This window comes from Streptomyces sp. ISL-94, from assembly GCF_018614075.1.
GTDB lineage: Bacteria > Actinomycetota > Actinomycetes > Streptomycetales > Streptomycetaceae > Streptomyces.
In genome coordinates this window covers 13,342-33,294 of sequence record NZ_JAGGOZ010000017.1, presented here as the reverse complement: position 1 = coordinate 33,294, position 19,953 = coordinate 13,342, and the positions used below count along the sequence as shown (strand labels likewise).

19 protein-coding genes, 1 tRNA gene and 1 pseudogene are annotated in these 19,953 nt (G+C 71.3%); 17 read left to right on the top strand and 4 right to left on the bottom strand.

The window, feature by feature from the left end; genetic code table 11:
- Positions 1 to 367: 367 nt before the first annotated feature.
- Together J7E94_RS06505 and J7E94_RS06500 are read left to right on the top strand one after the other, a co-directional pair.
- The gene (locus tag J7E94_RS06505; protein WP_215013133.1) at positions 368 to 1,087 is read left to right on the top strand and encodes a bifunctional DNA primase/polymerase; all 720 of its coding nucleotides are present in this window, start codon (positions 368 to 370) and stop codon (positions 1,085 to 1,087) included.
- Between the two features lie 109 nt (positions 1,088 to 1,196).
- Entirely contained in the window at positions 1,197 to 1,814 is a 618-nt protein-coding gene (locus J7E94_RS06500) for a hypothetical protein (RefSeq protein WP_215013132.1), read from the top strand.
- A 178-nt stretch (positions 1,815 to 1,992) separates the two neighbouring features.
- Here J7E94_RS06500 and J7E94_RS06495 read toward each other — a convergent pair whose 3' ends face one another.
- From J7E94_RS06495 to J7E94_RS06485, 3 genes and pseudogenes are all read right to left on the bottom strand, one after another.
- Positions 1,993 to 2,967 (bottom strand): DUF5926 family protein, encoded by a 975-nt coding sequence (locus J7E94_RS06495; RefSeq protein ID WP_215013130.1) that lies wholly within the window; start codon positions 2,965 to 2,967, stop codon positions 1,993 to 1,995.
- 163 nt (positions 2,968 to 3,130) lie between these two features.
- Positions 3,131 to 3,732, bottom strand: a pseudogene (locus J7E94_RS06490) (ATP-binding protein).
- Between the two features lie 85 nt (positions 3,733 to 3,817).
- Positions 3,818 to 4,618, bottom strand: coding sequence for a glycerophosphodiester phosphodiesterase (locus J7E94_RS06485; protein ID WP_215013128.1), 801 nt, complete (start codon positions 4,616 to 4,618; stop codon positions 3,818 to 3,820).
- Positions 4,619 to 4,842: 224 nt separating this feature from the next.
- Here J7E94_RS06485 and J7E94_RS06480 point away from each other — a divergent pair, with 224 nt between their 5' ends.
- The 15 genes from J7E94_RS06480 (at position 4,843) to J7E94_RS06410 (ending at position 19,365) form a co-directional block, all read left to right on the top strand.
- Complete coding sequence (locus tag J7E94_RS06480; protein WP_215013126.1) at positions 4,843 to 6,354, top strand: S1C family serine protease; 1,512 nt, start codon at positions 4,843 to 4,845, stop codon at positions 6,352 to 6,354.
- A gap of 105 nt (positions 6,355 to 6,459) precedes the next feature.
- A complete protein-coding gene (locus tag J7E94_RS06475) occupies positions 6,460 to 7,365 on the top strand; it encodes a LysR family transcriptional regulator (protein WP_215013123.1) in 906 nt (301 codons plus the stop codon).
- A 79-nt stretch (positions 7,366 to 7,444) separates the two neighbouring features.
- The gene (locus J7E94_RS06470) at positions 7,445 to 7,993 is read left to right on the top strand and encodes a cysteine dioxygenase family protein (protein ID WP_215013121.1); all 549 of its coding nucleotides are present in this window, start codon (positions 7,445 to 7,447) and stop codon (positions 7,991 to 7,993) included.
- Complete coding sequence (locus tag J7E94_RS06465; protein WP_215013119.1) at positions 7,993 to 9,039, top strand: YeiH family protein; 1,047 nt, start codon at positions 7,993 to 7,995, stop codon at positions 9,037 to 9,039. Before J7E94_RS06470 ends, J7E94_RS06465 begins: the two co-directional genes overlap by 1 nt.
- Before the next feature lie 188 nt (positions 9,040 to 9,227).
- Positions 9,228 to 10,178, top strand: a complete 951-nt coding sequence (locus tag J7E94_RS06460; protein WP_251056230.1) for a peptidase — start codon at positions 9,228 to 9,230, stop codon at positions 10,176 to 10,178.
- Positions 10,179 to 10,434: 256 nt separating this feature from the next.
- Positions 10,435 to 10,519, top strand: a tRNA-Ser gene (locus J7E94_RS06455).
- Between the two features lie 189 nt (positions 10,520 to 10,708).
- Entirely contained in the window at positions 10,709 to 11,086 is a 378-nt protein-coding gene (locus J7E94_RS06450) for a DUF6344 domain-containing protein (RefSeq protein ID WP_251056229.1), read from the top strand.
- A 516-nt stretch (positions 11,087 to 11,602) separates the two neighbouring features.
- A complete protein-coding gene (locus J7E94_RS06445) occupies positions 11,603 to 11,914 on the top strand; it encodes a hypothetical protein (RefSeq protein WP_215013115.1) in 312 nt (103 codons plus the stop codon).
- A 193-nt stretch (positions 11,915 to 12,107) separates the two neighbouring features.
- The gene (locus J7E94_RS06440; RefSeq protein ID WP_215013113.1) at positions 12,108 to 13,310 is read left to right on the top strand and encodes an acyl-CoA dehydrogenase family protein; all 1,203 of its coding nucleotides are present in this window, start codon (positions 12,108 to 12,110) and stop codon (positions 13,308 to 13,310) included.
- Positions 13,307 to 14,263: a bifunctional MaoC family dehydratase N-terminal/OB-fold nucleic acid binding domain-containing protein gene (locus J7E94_RS06435; RefSeq protein ID WP_215013111.1), complete on the top strand. Its 957-nt coding sequence runs from the start codon at positions 13,307 to 13,309 to the stop codon at positions 14,261 to 14,263. The genes J7E94_RS06440 and J7E94_RS06435 overlap by 4 nt, the downstream gene beginning before the upstream one ends.
- Positions 14,263 to 15,297, top strand: coding sequence for an acyl-CoA dehydrogenase family protein (locus J7E94_RS06430; protein ID WP_215013110.1), 1,035 nt, complete (start codon positions 14,263 to 14,265; stop codon positions 15,295 to 15,297). Before J7E94_RS06435 ends, J7E94_RS06430 begins: the two co-directional genes overlap by 1 nt.
- A 15-nt stretch (positions 15,298 to 15,312) precedes the next feature.
- On the top strand, positions 15,313 to 15,708 hold the full coding sequence (locus J7E94_RS06425; RefSeq protein ID WP_215013199.1) for a MaoC family dehydratase: 396 nt from the start codon (positions 15,313 to 15,315) through the stop codon (positions 15,706 to 15,708).
- A complete protein-coding gene (locus tag J7E94_RS06420; RefSeq protein WP_215013108.1) occupies positions 15,705 to 16,871 on the top strand; it encodes a lipid-transfer protein in 1,167 nt (388 codons plus the stop codon). Before J7E94_RS06425 ends, J7E94_RS06420 begins: the two co-directional genes overlap by 4 nt.
- A gap of 135 nt (positions 16,872 to 17,006) precedes the next feature.
- Positions 17,007 to 17,540 carry a SigE family RNA polymerase sigma factor gene (locus J7E94_RS06415; RefSeq protein ID WP_215013106.1) on the top strand — a complete coding sequence of 178 codons (534 nt, stop codon included), beginning with the start codon at positions 17,007 to 17,009 and terminating at the stop codon, positions 17,538 to 17,540.
- 175 nt (positions 17,541 to 17,715) lie between these two features.
- The gene (locus J7E94_RS06410) at positions 17,716 to 19,365 is read left to right on the top strand and encodes a long-chain fatty acid--CoA ligase (protein ID WP_215013104.1); all 1,650 of its coding nucleotides are present in this window, start codon (positions 17,716 to 17,718) and stop codon (positions 19,363 to 19,365) included.
- Positions 19,366 to 19,371: 6 nt separating this feature from the next.
- Here J7E94_RS06410 and J7E94_RS06405 read toward each other — a convergent pair whose 3' ends face one another.
- Entirely contained in the window at positions 19,372 to 19,947 is a 576-nt protein-coding gene (locus J7E94_RS06405; protein ID WP_215013102.1) for an antibiotic biosynthesis monooxygenase, read from the bottom strand.
- Positions 19,948 to 19,953: the final 6 nt, after the last annotated feature.

The window sequence follows — 19,953 nt, the reverse complement described above, 5'->3', positions numbered from 1 at the left end:
GGGTCGACTGGGCGGGCTCCACAAGGGGTGCGGGTACGTAATCTGTAGTGCCCGGGGCCAGTTGGCCTCGCCCCTGCCCGGTCCCTGCCCGGTCCCTGCCCGCCCCGACGCCCCTGCGGCACGATCTCCGGCACCGCTCGGGAACCGCCCGGCATGGGCCGTCGTCCTTAGCGGCGGCAGCCGGTCTGGGCACCGGTGCGGGTCGCGCTTCACCCCCGCCGGACGTGTGATGGACCCGTAAGAAAACTGCACGAACCGTGTGAACCTGCTTATAGCGGACAGTGACGCGAAACGTGTACGTGTGGTGAGACACCGCTTACGTGGTGTGATGTGGCCCTCGGCGTTCAACGGAAAGGAACGAGCGCTCATGCGCGAGATCCTCGGAAGGCGTCTCCAGCGGCTCCGCGATCGCTTTCAATCGCTGCGCCCCGTCCCGGGACAGAGCGGTGGCACGCCGGCTCTCCTCGACGCGGCGCTCACCTGCGCCACCGCATGGCAGTGGCCCGTGCTGCCCGGCGTCGGCCGGTCCGCCGCGGACGGCTCGCGCTGCGCCTGCCCCGACCCCGACTGCGTCGTCCCCGGCGCGCACCCCTTCGACCCGGGACTGCTCGCGGCCACCACCGACCCCCGGATGGTGACCTGGTGGTGGACCAACCGGCCCACCGCCCCGGTCCTGATGGCCACCGGCGGGACCGCCCCGTGCGCGGTGAGCCTCCCGGCCGGCGCGGCCGCGCGGGCACTCGTACGGCTTGACGCGCAGGGCATGCGGCTCGGGCCGGTCGCGGCCACTCCCACCCGCTGGTCGCTGCTGGTGGCGCCGTATTCGCTGGAGCGGCTCGGCGAACTGCTCTACGCCAAGGACCAGGTGCCCTCGTCACTGCGCTTCCATGGTGAGGGCGGCTATCTGCTGCTGCCGCCCTCCGCCGCGTCCAGCGGCGGCCAGGTGCGCTGGGAGCGGGAACCGCGGCCGGAGCCCGGGAGGTCGGGCGCGGTACGTCTCTGGCTGCCCGAGGTCGAGGCGGTCGTGGACGCGCTGGTCGAGGCGAGCAGCGGAGCGCCCGGCGGCGGCAGCAGGCTCGCGTACTGACCCGCCCGCCACGGGCGGATCACTCGTACGGGTGCCAGCGTGACGGGTTTCCAAGGGAATTGGGCGCGGGGATCTCCGCGCCCCATTCCCGCATCGCTATCTTCGGCGAATGAATCTCCGCCTGACCGGTATCGGCGCCGGTGTGCTGATCATCTTGTCGCTCCCCCTGGCCGGAGCGATCGCGGGGCCGGATTTCGCCGGCCAGGATGACGGAAAAGGCGGCGGCCTGTTCTCGACGCTCGGCCTTTCGGACTCCTCAAGCTCCTCGGACTCGTCAAGCTCCTCGGACTCCTCACGTTCCTCCGACTCGGCTCCGCAGAAACCCGCGGGCTCACCGGCCGCGGCCGGGCCCCAACAGCCCGGTCCGGCCGAGCAGCCCCGTACGGATTCCACCTGCGGACCCGAGGTGTCCTCGCCGCACGGAGTGGAGGCGCAGACCTGCGTCCTGGTGGCCGAAGGCCGGACGTGGGGCCGCAGTTACTACCGGAACACCAGTGGCCGTGCGCTGGACGCCGTGCTGACGGTGATGGGGCCGGCCGGGCGGACGGTGCAGATCCGGTGCGTGGTCGGCCCGGGCGACGAGCCGGGGCTGTGCGAGACGCCGAGGGAGGAGTCGAACGGGACTCCGGACAGCTACTCGGCAGTTGCGGAATTTGCAATTCCGGATGACGAAGGGCAGCTGCTGCTGCGGGCCGGGAGCAACTCACCGGCACCCGGTGACGGTTGAGCGCCGCCGAAATGGAAGCGCCCGGTCGCTGGCGACGGGGGATGCACCAGCGACCGGGCTACAAGAACGGTAACAAGAGATCGCCTGTTCGCAAATTCGATCTCTGATATTCAGACACCGATTTGCAGCCGATTAGCGGGAGTTGTGACTCCGGTCACCGGCTCTGCGGGCGCGCAGGTCAGCTGAGCGTCACCTGGCGGTTGGTGAGTCCGCCGCGCGCCCGCCGCTCCTCCGTGGTCAGCGGTGCGTCCGAGGCCAGGGCCGCGGCCAGCCGCTCCGCGAACTCCGCCGCGGGCTTCTCGACGTCGTCCGCCGTGACCCCGGTGGGCAGGTCCCAGACCGGGACCATGAGGCCGTGCGCGCGGAAGGAACCGACGAGCTTCGTGCCCTCGCCGAGCGAGGAGGTGCCCGCCGCGTGGAGCCGCGCGAGGGCGTCGAGCAGCTTCTCCTCGGGGTGCGGCATGACCCAGCGCAGGTGGTTCTTCTCCGGCGTCTCGCACCAGTAGGCCGCGTCCACGCCGGCCAGCTTGACGGTGGGGATGGCGGCCGCGTTGGCGCGCTCGAGCGAGGCGGCGATCTCCGGGGTGGCGCTCTGGGCGCTCTCCGATTCCGGAAGCCAGAATTCGAAGCCGGTGTGCACAACCGGCTCGAAACCGCCGTCGGCGTCCAGGAGATCCTGAAGTCGCGGCCCCTCGGCCGGGACCCGGCGGGCCGGAATCGGAGTGCCCAGCTCCGCTACGAGTGCACGCTCCAGGGTGTCGCCCATGTCGCGGCCGAGGTCCCCGGTGGAGGACTCGTTCTGCAGGCCGAGCAGGACGGATCCGTCCTCGCGGCGCAGCGCCGGCCAGGCCATGGGAAGGACCGTCACCAGCGTGACGGAGGGGACGCCCTCCGGCAGGCCCCCCTTGAGGGACAGCGGGACGGTCGCCGCGGGCACGAGCTCGCGCAGCGCGACCCAGTCGCACTCGCCCGGCAAGCCCTCGAAGGGGCGCCGCACGTGCTCGGTGACGGCGTGCGCGGCGGCCGCGCCGTGGCAGGCCTTGTAGCGGCGCCCGGATCCGCAGGGGCAGGGCTCGCGGGCGCCCACCACCGGAATTTCACCGTTCTTGAGCTGCGGCTTTGCAGTCTTGGCTGCGGGGCGCTTCTTGGCCATCGTGGGTGTCTCCCGGTTGCGGCGGTACGGCGTCGTGTCTGGGCGCGAGCCTAGCCCGTCGTACCGCCGGAACCGGTGGGGTGCGGCCGGGAGCACGGTCGGCGTGCGCTCCCGGACGGCCGCCTGTACGGATGACCGGTACTGCTGTTCGGGGATCCCGGTTTTACGGATCCAGATCGTCGAAGGTCGTACTGAAGTCGATCGCCGGGGGCGCAACGCGCGTAGCGAAATCCTCGTGCCGGGCCCCACCTGCGACGATCACCCAAACGGTGACCTCGCCTGACGCTCCGTCCCGGACACCCCAATCCTGTGCGAGGGCGCTGATGATGTTCAGCCCCCGGCCGCCGCGCGCGGTGACCGAGGGCGTCGAAGGAACAGGGCGAGTGGGCCCGCCCCCGTCCGTGACCTCGACCGTCAGCCGCCCCGCATGGTCGACGCGCCATGCGGCGCGTATCTCCCCGTCCCCGACTTCCCGCGATCCCAGGGGCCTGCCGTGTCGGCAGGCGTTGCTGAGCAGTTCGGAAAGGATCAGTACGGCATCGTCCACGACCGATTCGGGCACCCCGCTGATACGCAATTGCTCGCGCATCCGGTGTCTTGCCTCGCCCACGCCCGCAGGACCATGGCGTACGTCCATGCACGACGACGTGGGCACTTCTTGTGCCACCACCAACGCCACCCCCGGAACCTCCTTAGCCCCACGCATGGTCTGGATGCCCCAATGGCCTGGACCGGAAACCGCCGCCGCGGGGCCCTCTGACGCATTGGAGGACGGCGAATGCGGAACGGATGCGCCGGGGCACAACCTGTTACAGCGGGGGTGCGGGTGGCTGCTGCGCAAAAGGGGACGTCACCGCCCCAGTTGGGACAGAACCTGACGGGGTCTGTTCGTGATGATCGCTTCTACACCAAGATCAGCGCACAGCTGAACGTCTTCTGGATCGTTCACTGTCCATACGTGTACGGAGTACCCCGCTCCCTGGAGCCTGCGGATGAAGCCGGGGTGGTTGCGCACGATCCGCATCCCCGGGCCGGCGATCCGCACCCCCGCGGGCAGCCGGCCGTCGCGCATCCGGGGCGAGATGAACTGCATGAGGTACACGGTCGGGATCGTCGGGGCCGCCGCCCGCACCCGGTGCAGCGAGCGCGCGGAGAAGCTCATCACCCGCACGGGGTGCGGGCCCTCGGCGGGCGGGGCGTCCAGGCCGAAGCGCTTGAGGAGGAAGAGGAGGCGCTCCTCCACCTGTCCGGCCCAGCGGGTCGGGTGCTTCGTCTCGATGGCGAGCTGCACCGGCCGCTCCGCGTCGGATACCAGCTCCAGCAGGCGCTCGAGGGTGAGGACCGACGTGCGCTCGGGGTCCCCGACCCAGTCGGGGGCCTCCTCGGGGTCCTTCCAGGAGCCGAAGTCGAGGGCGGCGAGATCGGCGAGCTCCAGGGTGGAGACGGCGCCGCGGCCGTTGGAGGTGCGGTTCACGCGGCGGTCGTGGACCAGGACCAGATGGCCGTCGGCGGTGAGCCGGACATCGCACTCGAGGGCGTCGGCACCGTGCTCGATGGCCGTTCGGTAGGCGGCCAGGGTGTGCTCGGGGGCATCCTCCGAGGCGCCGCGGTGGGCGACGACCTGGATGGGGCGAGGCGTTGCGTGGGTCACCGGGTCATGGTGCCACCGGGAAGCCCCCCGGTGTCGAGGCGGCCTCCTGCGGATGCGCCCGTAATGCCGGATATAAAGAATGACGGGAGATGCACAGGTCCGGCTTACAGTGCTCTGACGGGTCATGGGAAAGGCTTTGCCCAGGAACTTGTGCGGCACGTCGAACGTTCAGCCGGACCGATCGCCAGAGATTTCGAAGCCGTGTGTGACGAGGAGAGAGCGCTGTGAGCACCGAGAACGAGGGCACCGCGGCCCCCGCAACCCCCGCGGCCCCGTCCGCACCCCCTGCTCCGCAGCCGGCCGACGCACCCCAGGCCGCGGCGCCTGCCGCCCCTGCGGTCCCGGCCGCCCCGGCCCCCCTGACCGGAGCCGCCGAGCCGGTGACCCAGCAGCTCCCGCCGATGCCCGCCCCCGGCGCCGAGCCGACCCAGCAGATCCCGCCCGGCGCGGCGCCCCCGTACGCGGCTGCGGCCGGTTCGGCTCCCGCCCCGGCCGCCCACGGCGCCGAGGGCTGGCCGCCCCCGCCGCCCACGGTCCCCGCGTACGGTCACGGGGGCGGCCACGGCGGCGGTGCCTGGGGTGCTCCCCTGACCGCGAACGGCGCCCCGCAGCCCAAGCCGAAGGGCAGGGGCGGCCTGATCGCTGGTGTCCTCGCGGCGGCCCTCCTCGCGGGCGGCATCGGCGGCGGCGTCGGCTACTGGGCCGCCGACCGCAGCAACAACGGCACCGGCTCGACCACGATCAGCGCCGGCAGCACCCCCAAGGAGCTCAAGCGCGACGCCGGCTCCATCGCCGGCCTGGCCGCGGGCGCCCTGCCCAGCGTGGTCACCATCGAGGCCTCGGCCGGGGACGGCGAGGGCGGCACCGGTACCGGGTTCGTCTACGACCAGCAGGGCCACATCCTCACCAACAACCACGTCGTGGCGTCCGCAGCGAACGGCGGCAAGCTCACCGCCACCTTCTCCGACGGCAAGAAGTACGAGGCCGAGGTGGTGGGCCGGGCCCAGGGCTATGACGTCGCCGTCCTGAAGCTGAAGAACCCTCCGGCCGGCCTCAAGCCGCTGCCGCTCGGCGACTCCGAGAAGGTCGCGGTCGGCGACCCGACCATCGCGATCGGTGCTCCCTTCGGCCTGTCCAACACGGTCACCACCGGCATCGTCAGCGCCAAGAACCGCCCGGTCGCCTCCGGCGACGGCTCCGGCAGCAAGAACTCGTACATGAGCGCGCTCCAGACGGACGCCTCGATCAACCCGGGCAACTCCGGTGGCCCGCTGCTCGACGGGCGCGGCGCCGTCATCGGCATCAACTCCGCGATCCAGTCGGCCGGCAACGGCGGCTTCGGCGGCGGTCAGGCCGGTTCGATCGGCCTCGGCTTCGCCATTCCGATCAACCAGGCGAAGAACGTCGCCGAGCAGCTGATCAAGACGGGCAAGCCGGTATACCCGGTCATCTCGGTCTCCGTCGACCTCCAGGCCAAGTCCGAGGGCGCCAAGATCTCCGAGCAGGGCGCGCCCGCCAACGAGCTGGTCGACCCGAACGGCCCGGCCGGGAAGGCGGGGCTCAAGCCCGGCGACATCATCACCGAGCTCGGCGGCAAGCCGGTCGACAGCGGCCCGACCCTGATCAGCCTGATCTGGACCTACAAGCCGGGCGACACGGTCAAGCTGACCTACCTGCGCGGCGGCAAGCCGACCACGGTCGACATCACCCTCGGCTCGCGGGTAGGCGACAAGTAGCCGCCGCGTAGCCGGCCGCTCGGCCGGGACCAGTGGCTTGATGGTGAGGGGCCGTGGGCGGGATTCCGCCTACGGCCCCTCCCAACGTCCGCTTATGCTTCACGGGTGTTCGATTCCCGGCACATACGGACGTTCCACGCGGTGGTCGCCTCCGGGTCCTATTCGGCGGCCGCGCGCGTGCTCGGGTACACCCAGCCCGCGATCACCCAGCAGATGAAGGCGCTCGAACGGGCCGTCGGGACCCCCCTGTTCACCCGCGTGGGCCGAAAGATGCACCTCACCGAGGCCGGGGAGTCCCTCTCCCGACACTCCGAGACCATCCTCGGCAGCCTCTCCGCCGCCGAGGCCCAGCTGAAGGCGTACGCGCGGCTGCGCACCGGCCGGGTCCGGCTGTGCGGCTTTCCCAGCGCCAACGTCACCCTCGTCCCCGAAGCCCTGAGCGGTCTGGCCAAGGACCATCCGGGCATCCAGGTCGAGCTGCTCGAGGGGGAGCCCCCGGATTCCCTGCGGCGGCTGGAGCGCGGGGAGTGCGACATCACCCTGGCCTTCACCTATCCCGGACTCCACGAGGAGATCCCCGAGGAAGTCGCCGAGGTCAGGCTGCTGGAGGACCAGCTGACGGTGCTGCTCCCGACCGGGCATCCGCTGGCCCGGCGGCGCGCCGTGCACCTGGCGGACCTCGCCGAAGAGCGGTGGATCGCGGGATGTCCGCGCTGCCGGGCCAATCTGCTGCACGAGTGCGCGGAGCTGGGCTTCGTACCCGACATCCGCTTCGCCACCGACGACAACCTGGTGGTGCAGAGCCTGGTCGCACAGGGTCTGGGCGTGGCGATGATGCCCGCGCTGGTGCTGCCCTCCCTCTCGCTGACCCGGGTCTGCGGGCGGGCGCTGCAACCCGCCGCGCGCCGCCACATAGCCGCCTACGTCTACCGAGACCACCTGCGGATTCCGGCGACGGCCGTAGTGCTCGACGCGCTGAAGCAGGTGGCGGCGAACCGGGTCGGCTGCTGACCAATCCATAAGCAGCTCTTGGGATTTCAGGTCGCAACTGTCGTTGGACGTGATGGAACGGCGGCAGCACGCTGCCGTTATGACCACCACCACGCCGGCCCGTACCACCACGAGGATGGCCGCCCTCGTCAGCGAGATCCGCACGGTCGTGGACCGGGGGCTGGCCCCCGACCTGACCGCCTACCTCGTGGGTGAGCTGCTCGGCCCGCACCTGGGCGCGCCGGACCTCCTGACGCCGGCGCAGCAGGAAGGCGACCCGGAGCGGTACCGGCAGCACATCCTGCACGCCGAGTCCGACGGCAGCTTCTCGGTGGTGGCGCTGGTCTGGCTGCCCGGGCAGGAGACCTGCATCCACGACCACGTCTCGTGGTGTGTGGCAGGGGTGCACCAGGGCGAGGAGAGCGAGCGCCGCTACCGGCTCGCCCCCGGCACGGGACCCGCCAGGCTGGTGCCCACCGAGGACGTGGTCAACGGCCAGGGCGAGGTCTGCGGCTTCGCTCCGCCCGGCGACATCCACAAGGTCCGCAACTCCTGCGGCACAAAGGCGATATCGGTTCACGTGTACGGGGCGGACGTGTCCCGTCTGGGCACCAGCATCCGTCGCGTCTACACGCAATCAGTCGACTGATGGCCCTCCTTCACCGCCCTCACGGTGTGGCGGTCCGGCCTGTTTCACGTGAAACATCCACCCCTTGGCCCGGATTGGCGGCGGCCGCGAGCGGGGCGCTGGCGGCCTGGTGCATCCACCGTGCCGTCCCCGCCGTTCCCATGCTGACCGCCTCGGTGGTGCTGGGCATCGCGGTGGCACACCTTCCCGGACTACGGACTTTCGTACGGGGAACCGCCCGCCCCGGTCTCTCCCTGGCCGGCCGGCGGCTGATGCGGATCGGCATCGTCCTGCTCGGGCTCGGCCTGGGGCTGGATCAGGTCCTGCGGCTGGGCTGGGCGACCGTGACCATGGTGGCCGGGGTGGTCGCCGCCACCTTCTTCGGCACCCTGTGGCTGGGCCGACGCCTCGGACTGCCAGGCGACCAGCCGCTGTTGATTGCCACCGGGTACTCGATCTGCGGGGCCTCGGCGATCGGCGCGGTGAGCGAGGTGTCCGGCAGCGACGAGGAGGACGTGGCCGCCTCCGTGGCGCTGGTGACCCTGTGCGGGACACTCGCCATCGCGGTACTCCCCCTGCTCCAGGGCCCCTTGGGACTCTCCGATCCCGCCTTCGGGCGATGGGTCGGCGCCGGCGTGCACGATGTCGGCCAGGTGGTGGCGACCGCGCAGACCGCGGGGCCGGACGCGCTCGGAGAGGCGGTGCTGGTCAAGCTGATGCGGGTGGCCCTGCTCGCGCCCCTGGTCGCGGCTGTCGCCTTCTCCGTACGGGACCGGCGACGCGGGGTGCGCACCGCCTCGGGACGCCGCCCGGCACCGGTGCCGCTGTTCGTGGCCGGGTTCCTGGCCGCGGCCGCGCTGCGCGCCACGGGCGCACTGCCCGACGTAGCGCTGGAATGGGCGCACACCGCACAGGAGGCGCTGCTCGCGGCGGCCCTGTTCGGCCTGGGGAGCGCGGTGCACCTGCCGACGCTGGCCCGCACCGGCGGCCGGGCCGCGGCGCTCGGGCTCGGAGCCTGGGTGGTCGTGGCGGGGGTCTCGTACGGGGGCGTGCTGCTCACCGTATGAGGCACACGGAAGGGACTTGGCCAAATCATGGCCGGAACCGACCGAACGTTCTGACTGCCCGCTGACATCGTCGCCCGGCCGTGCCACTCTGCCCCCGGCAAGCCGCACAGCGCACCGCCGATCCGCACCGACCGCTCTTCACCCCCCACCTTGCCCTGGTCCGGGCACGGCAGAAGGAGTCATGCGTGATGCGTCATCGCACAGCCTTGTCGGCCCTCTTATCGGCAGGCGCCCTGATCACGGGCGTCCTGACGGCGGCCAACCCCTCGATCGCGGCGGACGCCCCCGCGTCCTTCCGGCAGCAGCACACCCAGGGCTTCTGGACCGCCGAGCGGATGCGGGGAGCCACCCCGCTCGACGTCACGGCGGTCCCCGGCGCGGCCCGGACCCCGGTCGCCGCCTCGGCCGCGCCCACCAGCATCCCCCCGACGGCGTCCTCGGCCGCCTCCCCCACGGCGTTCCCGCAGGCGGGCGGCGCTTGGACGGGCGGCGGAGCGGTCGTGAAGACCTCCGGCCGGGTCTTCTTCACCATGGGAGACCGGACCGCCTCCTGCTCCGGCGACTCGATCACGAGCGCCAACGGCAGCACGGTGATCACGGCCGGCCACTGTGTGAAGTACCAGGGCGCCTGGCACACGAACTGGGTCTTCGTCCCCGCCTACAACAACGGCAGCGCTCCCTACGGCCAGTGGTCGGCCACCAAGACCTTTGCCACCGACCAGTGGGCCGCGAGCGAGGACATGAACATGGACGTCGGCCTCGCCGCCGTCGCCCCGCTGAACGGGCAGACGCTGAGCCAGGCCGTCGGCGCCCAGGGCATCCTCTTCAACGGCGGCTACAACAAGAAGATGTACTCCTTCGGCTTCCCCGCGGCAGCCCCGTACGACGGGACCAAGCTCGTCTACTGCAGCGGCAACACGGGCAAGGACTTCCTGCTGACCAAGGACCACAGCCTGGCCTGCAACATGACGGGCGGCTCCAGCGGCGGCCCCTGGTTCCAGGACTTCAACGAGGCCACGGGCCTCGGAACCCAGGTCTCGGTGAACAGCTTCGGCTACACCTTCCTGCCGAACCGCATGTACGGCCCGTACTTCGGCAACGAGGTGAAGGCGGCCTACGACAAGGCCCAGACCGCCTGATCCGACAGTGGGGTACCGGAACATTCGTCCGGTTCGCGAGCGGCTGCTCGGAGCGCAGTGAGCGCCCCGAGCGTGAGCTCACGCGGGGGCCCCGCGACCACGAGGGCAGGTTCACCCAGTACCGCCGGGGCAGCGGCCGCAACTGACCACGACCGGCGTCCCACCGGCCCCCTGCGCCCAACCCACACCACAGCCCCCGGACACCCCTGACAGCCGGTACTCTGGATCCCGCTCCGCCGCTGGCCGGCGGATGGATGGTGGGTTGCCCGAGCGGCCTAAGGGAACGGTCTTGAAAACCGTCGTGGCGCGAGTCACCGTGGGTTCAAATCCCACACCCACCGCAGTTGAGCGGCCCCTGACCGGTAATCCGGTCAGGGGCCGCTTGCGTGTCCGCTCCGCAGTGGCTGGTTCATCCGAGTGGTGTTTGTCGGAAGATCGGCGCGCGTCGTGGGAGCGGTGCGGTTGCGGACACATCATGACGAATGTATTCAGATGCGCCCGTCGGAACATCGCGAAACGAGGCATTCGTCATGGCTCAGCGCAGCACCCGCACCTCGATCTGGACCTCCGTCCTCGCCGCCCTGGTGGCCCTGCTCAGCGTTCTCGGTCTGCGCGGGAAGGCAGCCCCGGCCGCCGCCTCCGTCGCGGCGTCCGCCGCCCCGGCCCCCACCGCCGCCGTACGCCGGCCGGCCCTCACCGCCCGGCGCACCTGGCGGGCGATGATGCGGGGCGGTTCGCTCCCGCCGACCATCAAGCAGCGGATCCGCGCCGAGGCGCACGGCAAGTCCCCGTCCGTCCGCCGTTCGACCACCGCCGCGGCCATGGGCGCCCGAACGGGGACCGCCGCACGCGACCTGGCCCCGGTCGGAGCCGCGCGGAACGCGCTCGCGCTCGCGCTCGCCGCGTAGGCCCGTACACCCATAGACGCGTACATCCCCGTAGGTTCGTAAGTCCGCAGGTCCGTGAAGAACAGGCGCTGGAGCCCGGTCGCAGGCGACCGTGGATCGCGCCGCGTGATGTGCCCCGGAGCGGGGCACGGCTGGATTGCCCCGGCGGGCGCCGGGGGGCGTGCAGGGGGCGTGAAGCTTGGTATTGCAGGGCCGCAGGCCCGGGAGACGGTGGGGTTCCCGGACGGCGCGGCCCTTTTCGGCATGTCCGGGAGGCGCCGATCTGTCGGAGCGCTTCATCCCTTGTGGGGCAGGGGTTTCAGTAGGTGCAGGGGTGTTGAGCTGGGGCTGCGGGGGCGCAAATGGGGTTTATCCGGTGTTGGTCATGGTTGCGGGGGAATCAGGGGCTCCGGGGTGGTTCGCGGGGATTCGGTGGGCAACTCTGATCTCGCGACGTCGTCACCACACGGAACGACCGAGGCGGTCGGCCAACTGCCTTGGAAAAACTCCCACTTCGGTTTTCTGGAGGACAAAGACATGGCAAGCATCCGTACCGCCCGCGTCATCGCCGCCGTCGCCGCTCTCCCCCTCGCCGCCGCACTGTTCGGCGGGGTGGCCTCGGCCGACGACGGCTCCTTCGCGAACGACGGATCGAATGCGAGCGTCGCCAGCATCGTCGGCAGTGGTGTGGGCGGGAGCGATCTCGGCAACTCGTCCACCTCTCAGCCGGTGGCCAGCGGCTCCGGCGCGTCCAATCAGAACAACACCGCGCAGGTGAACGGCTCGGCCTTCACTGCGATCGACCAGGACAACTCGAACGTCGCGGTCAACTTCTACCCCTGGTGGTAGCGGCGGCTTGAGCCGCTCGGACTGTTGAGGGCGTCTCTGCGACCGGACCGGCTGGGGTCCGGTAGCGCAGGCGCCCTCGCGCATGCCGACGCCTTCCGCGCCTCGGCCTGGGCCCTTCCCGACCTTGACACCACGGGTGGATCTGACGGACAGTCAGATTCACTCGTTGATGTGATGCCGGGAGGCCAGCGCCGTGCACCTCGCTCCGACCGAAGGCCAGTTGCGGCTCCGCGCCGAACTGCGGGAGTACTTTCGGGATCTGCTGCCGGACGGTGCCCCCGAGGACCCGGCCCGCCAGCGGGAACTGCTGCGCCGCATAGGCGCCGACGGACTGCTCGGCCTCGGCTGGCCCGTCGAGTACGGCGGCCAAGGCCGGAGTTCCGACGAGCAGTTCGTCTTCTTCGACGAGGCCTACCGGGCCGGTGCCCCCGTCTCGATGGTCACGCTCAACACCGTCGGTCCGACCCTGATGAAGTACGGGACCCAGGAGCAGAAGGACTACTTCCTGCCCCGGATCCTCAAGGGCGACCTCGTCTTCGCCATCGGCTACTCGGAACCCGAAGCCGGCACCGACCTCGCCTCGCTGCGCACCCGCGCCGTCCGTGACGGCGGAGCCGCCGAGGCCACCGGGGCCGCCGGGGCCGCCGGGGCCGCCGGCGACTGGGTGATCGACGGGCAGAAGATCTTCACCTCCAACGCCCAGAACGCGGACTGGATCTGGCTCGCCTGCCGGACCGACCCGGAAGCCCCCAAGCACAAGGGCATCTCGATCATCCTGGTGCCCACCGAAGCCCCGGGCTTCTCCTGGACCCCGATCGAGACCGTCGGCGGACTCACCACCACTGCGACGTACTACGACTCCATCCGCGTCCCCGCCGGCAACCTCGTCGGCCCCGAACACGGCGGTTGGGGCCTGATCACCAACCAGCTCAACCATGAGCGCGTGGCCCTCGCCGCCATCGGCATGCAGGCAGAGGACTTCTACGAAGCCGCCCTCGCCCACGCCCGCACCCCCGACCCCGACACCGGCGACCGCCCCGCCGACCTGGCCTGGGTCCGGTCCCGGCTCGCCGAGGCGCACGCACGGCTGGCTGCCGTACGCCTCCTCAACTGGCGCCTCGTCCAGGACGTGGGCGGCGGCACCCTGGCGCCCGGCGACGCCAGCGGCGTGAAGTTCCTCGGCACCGAATCCACCGTCGAGGTGTACCGGATGTGCCAGGAGGTGGTCGGCGAGCAAGCCCTGATCCGAGGGCCGGGTGCCGAGGCCTTCGAGGGGGGCGAACTGGAGCGGATGAACCGGGCCGCTCAGATCAACACCTTCGGCGGCGGGGTCAGCGAGGTCCAGCGGGAGATCGTCGCCATGATGCGGCTCGGCATGAAGGGAAGGAAGCGATGACGGCAGACGCGGCCAGGGCCACCCGGCAGGCGGCCGGGGCGACCGGGACCGACGAGGCAGCCCGGTTCCACGCCCTCCTGACGGCCTTCGAGGGCAGGCCGGCCGCCACCGCCGGCCGGGGCAAGGACCCGGTCAACGAGCCGATGATCCGCCACTGGTGCGAGGCGATGGGCGATGCCAACCCCGCCTACGCCGGGCCGGACGGCATAGCCCCGCCCACCATGCTCCAGGCGTGGACGATGGGCGGGCTCTCCGGCCACACGGACCGCTCCGCCGCCTACGACGAGCTCTTCACGCTGCTCGACGGCGCGGGCTTCACCTCCGTCGTCGCCACCGACTGCGAGCAGGAGTACCTGCGCCCGCTGCGCCCCGGCGACGCGATCACCTTCGACGCCGTCATCGAGTCGGTGTCACCCCGCAAGACGACCAAGCTGGGCACCGGCCACTTCGTGACCACCCGTATGGACGTCCGGGTCGACGGCGAGATCGCCGGGACCCACCGCTTCCGGATCCTCAAGTTCGCCCCCGCGGCCAAGCGGGAGAAGAAGCCCGAGGCCCGGCGCCCCCGTCCGGTGATCAACCGCGACAACCAGGGCTTCTGGGACGGCGTACGCGACCACAAGCTCCTGATCCAGCGCTGCACCGCCTGCGCCACCCTCCGCTTCCCGTGGCTCCCCGGCTGCAACGCCTGCGCCTCGCCCGACTGGGACACCGTCGAGGCATCCGGAGCCGGCACGGTGTTCAGCTACGTCGTCATCCACCACCCGCCCTTCCCCGCCTTCGACCCGCCCTACGCCGTCGTGCTCGTCGAGCTCGCCGAGGGCGTCCGCGTGATCAGCAACGTCATCGGCGTCCCGTACGACAAGGTGTGCATCGGCCTCCCCGTCCAGCTGGAGTTCCTGCGCGTCGAGGACGAACTCGAACTTCCCGTCTTCCGCGGGAGTGCGGCCTGATGGACTTCCACCCCACCGAGGAGCAGGCCGCCGCGGCCGGCCTCGCCGCGCAGATCTTCCGCGACCTCGCCACCCACGAGCGCCTCGCCGCCGCGGGCACCGGCAGCGACCCCGAACTGTGGAAGGCCCTCGCCGCCTCCGGGCTGATCGCCGCCATCCCGGACATCGGCCTGCTCGGCCTGGTGCTGCTGCTGGAGGAACAGGGCCGCACCACCGCCCAGGTGCCCTACGCCGCCAGCTGCGCGTACGGGATGCTCCCGATCGCGGTGCACGGAAGCGCCGACCAGCGAGCCCGCCTGCTGCCCGTCCTGGGAACGGGCGAGGCCGTCGCCACCGGAGCCTTCCCGGCCCGCGGCGGCCGGATCACCGCCTCACCGGACGGCCGGCTCACCGGCACCGCCCCCGCCGTGCCCTGGCTGCGCGACGCCACCCATGTGCTGGTCCCGGACGCAGACCGGGCGCTGTGGCTCCTACGGACCGACGCGCCCGGCGTACGGACCTCCCCGGTGGAGACCACTGCCCCCTGGTCGGCCGGGCGGCTGACCCTGACCGGTGCCCGGGCGGAGCGTGTCGGGGCGGGTCCGGCCGCGTACGAGGACACGCTTGCCGCGGCCCGCACCGCCTTCGCCGGACTCCAGGCGGGAGTCTGCGCCGGCTCCCTCGCGCGGGCGGTCGAGTACACCTGCACGCGGGAGCAGTTCGGCCGCCCCCTCTCCACCAACCAGGGCGTCATGCTGCGCGCGGCGGACGCGTACATGGACACCGAGGCGATCCGGGTCACCGCCTACGAGGCGGCCTGGCGCATCGACGAGGGACTCCCGGCGCGCGAGCACGGGCTGACGGCGGCCTGGTGGGCCTCTGAGGCGGGCAAACGGGTCGTGCACGCGGGCCAGCACCTGCACGGCGGCATGGGCGCCGATCTCGATCATCCCGTCCACCGGCACTTCCTGTGGGGGCGCCAGCTGGACGCGTACCTGGGCTGCGGCAGCGAGCTGCTGGCCGAACTGGGCGCCGTACTGGCGCAGGAGGGCTGAGGCATGATCGGCGCACTGAGAGTCGGCGGGGAACTGCCGCCGTTGGAGATCCCGGTCACCCGCACCCTGATCGTCGCGGGTGCGATCGCCTCCCGCGACTACCAGGACGTGCACCACGACACGTCGCTCGCGCGGGAGAAGGGCTCCCCGGACATCTTCATGAACATCCTGACCACGAACGGCCTGGTCGGCCGCTACATCACCGACCGCCTCGGGCCCCATGCCGTCCTGCGCAAGGTGGCCATCCGCCTCGGCGCCCCCAACTACCCGGGCGACACCATGACCCTGACCGGCACCGTCACCGCCCTGGACGGGGACACCGCCGAGATCCGCGTCGTCGGCGCCAACGGCATCGGCCAGCACGTCACCGGCACGGTCACCGTGACCCTCGCCCAGGAGGGGGCGGCATGAGCGTCCGCACCCGCGACGAGCTCGGCGGTCGCGCCGCCATCGCCGGAATCGGCGCGACCGAGTTCTCCAAGGACTCCGGCCGCAGCGAGCTCAAGCTCGCCGTGGAGGCCGTGCACGCGGCCCTCGACGACGCCGGGCTCACCCCGGCCGACGTCGACGGCATGGTCACCTTCACGATGGACACCAGCCCCGAGATCACCGTCGCCCAGGCGGCCGGCATCGGGGACCTGTCCTTCTTCTCCCGCATCCACTACGGCGGCGGCGCTGCCTGCGCCACCATCCAGCAGGCCGCCCTCGCCGTCGCCACCGGGGTCGCCGAGGTCGTGGTCTGCTACCGCGCCTTCAACGAGCGCTCCGGGCGCCGCTTCGGCTCCGGCGTACAGCAGCGCGAGCCCTCCGCGGAGGGGGCGGCGCTCGGCTGGTCGCTGCCCTGGGGGCTGCTGACGCCCGCCTCATGGGTGGCCATGACCGCCCAGCGCTACCTGCACACCTACAACCTCACCCCCGAGGCCTTCGGGCACGTCGCGGTCACCGACCGCCGGCACGCCGCGAACAACCCCGCCGCCTACTTCCACGGCAAGCCCATCACCCTCGCCGACCACGCCGCCTCGCGCTGGATCGTGGAGCCGCTGCGGCTGCTCGACTGCTGCCAGGAGACCGACGGCGGCCAGGCCCTCGTCGTCACCACGCCCGAACGGGCACGCGACCTGCGGCACGCGCCCGCCGTGATCACCGCGGCCGCCCAGGGCGCCGGCCGGCGCCAGGAGGGCATGACCTCCTTCTACCGCGACGACCTCACCGGGCTGCCGGAGATGGACGTGGTCGCCCGCCAGCTGTGGCGGACCAGCGGTCTGCGGCCCTCCGACATCGACGTCGGCATCCTCTACGACCACTTCACCCCCTTCGTCCTCATGCAGCTGGAGGAATTCGGCTTCTGCGAGCCGGGCGAGGCCGCCGATTTCGTCGCGGCCGACGCGCTGCCGCTCAACACCCACGGCGGCCAGCTCGGGGAGGCGTACCTGCACGGGATGAACGGCATCGCCGAGGCCGTCCGCCAGCTGCGCGGCACGTCCGTCAACCAGGCCGCGGGGGCAGAACACGTACTGGTCACCGCGGGCACCGGGGTACCGACCTCCGGACTGATCCTCGGCACCGACCACTGAGATCCATAGGCCCGTGGGCTCCCCCTCCTCCACCTTCAGGAGGTGGAGCACCTCCCGGCCCTACAACCTGAGGTGGACTCTCCTTCGGCACCTGCGGCCGATCCCAGGGCGTGCCGGCGCTCTTAGCGTGGAGCCATGACCACGCCTGTGTGCACCCTCGCCTCGAATCCGACGCCGTACCCGTCGTTCTCGGCGTACGTCCGGACCCGCGGCACGGTCCTGATGCGCACCGCGCGCTCCCTCACCGCCAACCCCTGCGATGCCGAGGACCTGCTCCAGACGGCCCTGGCCAAGACGTACATGGCCTGGGACCGCATCGAGGACCACCGTGCCCTGGACGGCTATGTCCGGCGGGCCCTGGTCAACACCCGCACCTCCCAGTGGCGCAAGCGCAAGGTCGACGAGTTCGCCTGCGACGAGATCCCGGAGACCGAGGCGGCCCCCGCCGCGGACCCCGCGGAGGCGCAGGCCCTGCGCGACGCGATGTGGCGCGCGGTCACCAGGCTGCCCGACCGGCAGCGGGCCATGGTCGTCCTGCGCTACTACGAGGACCTCAGCGAGGTGCAGACCGCCGAGCTGCTGGGGGTCTCGGTCGGCACCGTCAAGAGCGCGGTCTCGCGCGCGCTGGTCAAACTCCGCGAGGACCCGGAGCTCACTCCGGTCAGGTGAGCCGGAGGGGGAGCATGTTTCACGTGAAACACCGCTCCGCGCCCGCTGCGGGGATGTTTCACGTGAAACACGGCCCGGTTTCTACCTCCGGGTAGTGACATGCCGACCGGTACGTGCGCAGAATCGGCAGCATCCGTAGCCGCCGCAGCGCCGCAGCGCTCACCGGGAGGACGCTTTGCTGAGCACCATGCAGGACGTACCACTCCTCGTCACCCGCATACTCCAGCACGGGATGACGATCCACGGGAAGTCCCAGGTCACGACCTGGACCGGGGAGGCTGAGCCGCACCGCCGCAGCTTTGCCGAGATCGGTACCCGCGCCACCCGCCTCGCGAACGCCCTGCGCGACGAGCTCGGGGTACAGCAGGACGACCGTGTCGCCACCCTCATGTGGAACAACTCGGAGCACGTCGAGGCGTACTTCGCGATCCCCTCCATGGGCGCGGTCCTGCACACCCTCAACCTGCGGCTCCCTCCCGAGCAGCTGGTCTTCATCGTCAACCATGCCGCCGACCGTGTCGTCCTGGTCAACGGCACGCTGCTGCCGCTGCTCGCGCCGCTGTTGCCGCACCTGCCGACCATCGAGCACGTCGTGGTCTCCGGCATCGGCGACCGCTCCGCGCTCGAAGGCCTCGGCGTGCGCGTGCACGAGTACGAGGAACTCCTGGCGGGCCGTCCCGACAGCTACGACTGGCCCGAGCTGGACGAGCGCCAGGCCGCGGCCATGTGCTACACGTCCGGCACCACCGGGGACCCCAAGGGCGTCATCTACTCGCACCGCTCGATCTACCTGCACTCCATGCAGGTCAACATGACCGAGTCGATGGGTCTGACCGACAAGGACACCAGCCTCGTCGTGGTTCCCCAGTTCCACGTGAACGCCTGGGGGCTTCCGCACGCCACCTTCATGACCGGTATCAACATGCTGATGCCGGACCGGTTCCTGCAGCCCGCCCCGCTCGCCGAGATGATCGAGAGGGAGAAGCCCACCCACGCCGCGGCCGTCCCCACCATCTGGCAGGGGCTGCTGGCCGAGGTCACCGCCAACCCGCGCGACCTGACCTCGATGAAGCAGGTCACCATCGGGGGCGCGGCCTGTCCGCCCTCCCTGATGGAGGCCTACGACAAGCTCGGCGTTCGGCTGTGCCACGCCTGGGGCATGACCGAGACCTCCCCGCTGGGCACCATGGCGCACCCGCCGGCCGGGCTCAGCGCGGAGGAAGAGTGGCCCTACCGGATCACCCAGGGCCGCTTCCCGGCGGGTGTCGAGGGCCGCCTGGTGGGTCCCGGCGGCGACGTCCTGCCCTGGGACGGGGAGTCGGCGGGCGAGCTGGAGGTGCGCGGCAACTGGATCGCGGCCGCCTACTACGGCGGCGCGTCCGGCGAACCCTCCCGGCCCGAGGACAAGTTCAGCGCCGACGGCTGGCTCAAGACCGGTGACGTCGGGGTCATCACATCCGAGGGCTTCCTCACCCTCACCGACCGCGCCAAGGACGTCATCAAGTCCGGCGGCGAGTGGATCTCCAGCGTGGAGCTGGAGAACGCGCTGATGGCGCACCCCGAGGTCGCCGAGGCGGCGGTCGTCGCCGTCCCGGACGACAAGTGGGGCGAGCGCCCGCTGGCCACGGTCGTCCTCAAGGAGGGCGCGACCGTGGACTACGCGGGCCTGCGCGCGTTCCTCGGCCAGTCCATCGCCAAGTGGCAGCTGCCCGAGCGCTGGACGCTCGTCGAGGCCGTCCCGAAGACCAGCGTCGGCAAGTTCGACAAGAAGGTGATCCGCAAGCAGTACGCCGACGGCGAGCTGGACGTCACGAAGCTGGGCTGACCCGCCTCAGCCCTTGGTGAGCCATGGCCGCAGCAGCTTGCTGACGGCGGGCATGGCCACGTAGGTCATCAGGGTGCTGAAGACGACGGCGAAGGCGGCCGTCCGCAGCACGAAGGGCAGATCCACCAGGTATGGCCCGAGCACCGCGTTGCCCACCAGCGAGATCGGGAAGATGGCCAGCCCCGAGCTGATCGCCATCTTCCACCGTGGCGGCGCGGGCCGGGTCATACCCGGCTTGGCGAACCATGTCTCCATGCCGTGCAGTTCCCGGCGGGCTATCTCCGTGTGGTGGTGGCCGAGGCAGTTGGAGAACCACTCCGCCCGCTCCGCGGAGTCCTGCCAGCGCTGGAAGGCCGCCTGGTTGCGGAAACGGTGGACCAGGAACCACGGGCCGCCCTCGGCCGCCGGGTGGAAGAGCCCGTAGCCGAGGTGGTCCGGGAAGCGCGCGGCCGTCTCCAGGATCCCGTGGGCCCAGGCCTCGAAGGTCTCCTCGTGCCCCGGCTCCACCTGCCGTGCGATGAGCAGGTTCACCTCCCCGTTGTCGGCGGGGACGGTGTGCTCGGTCGTATTGATGGTGGCCATCGGGCC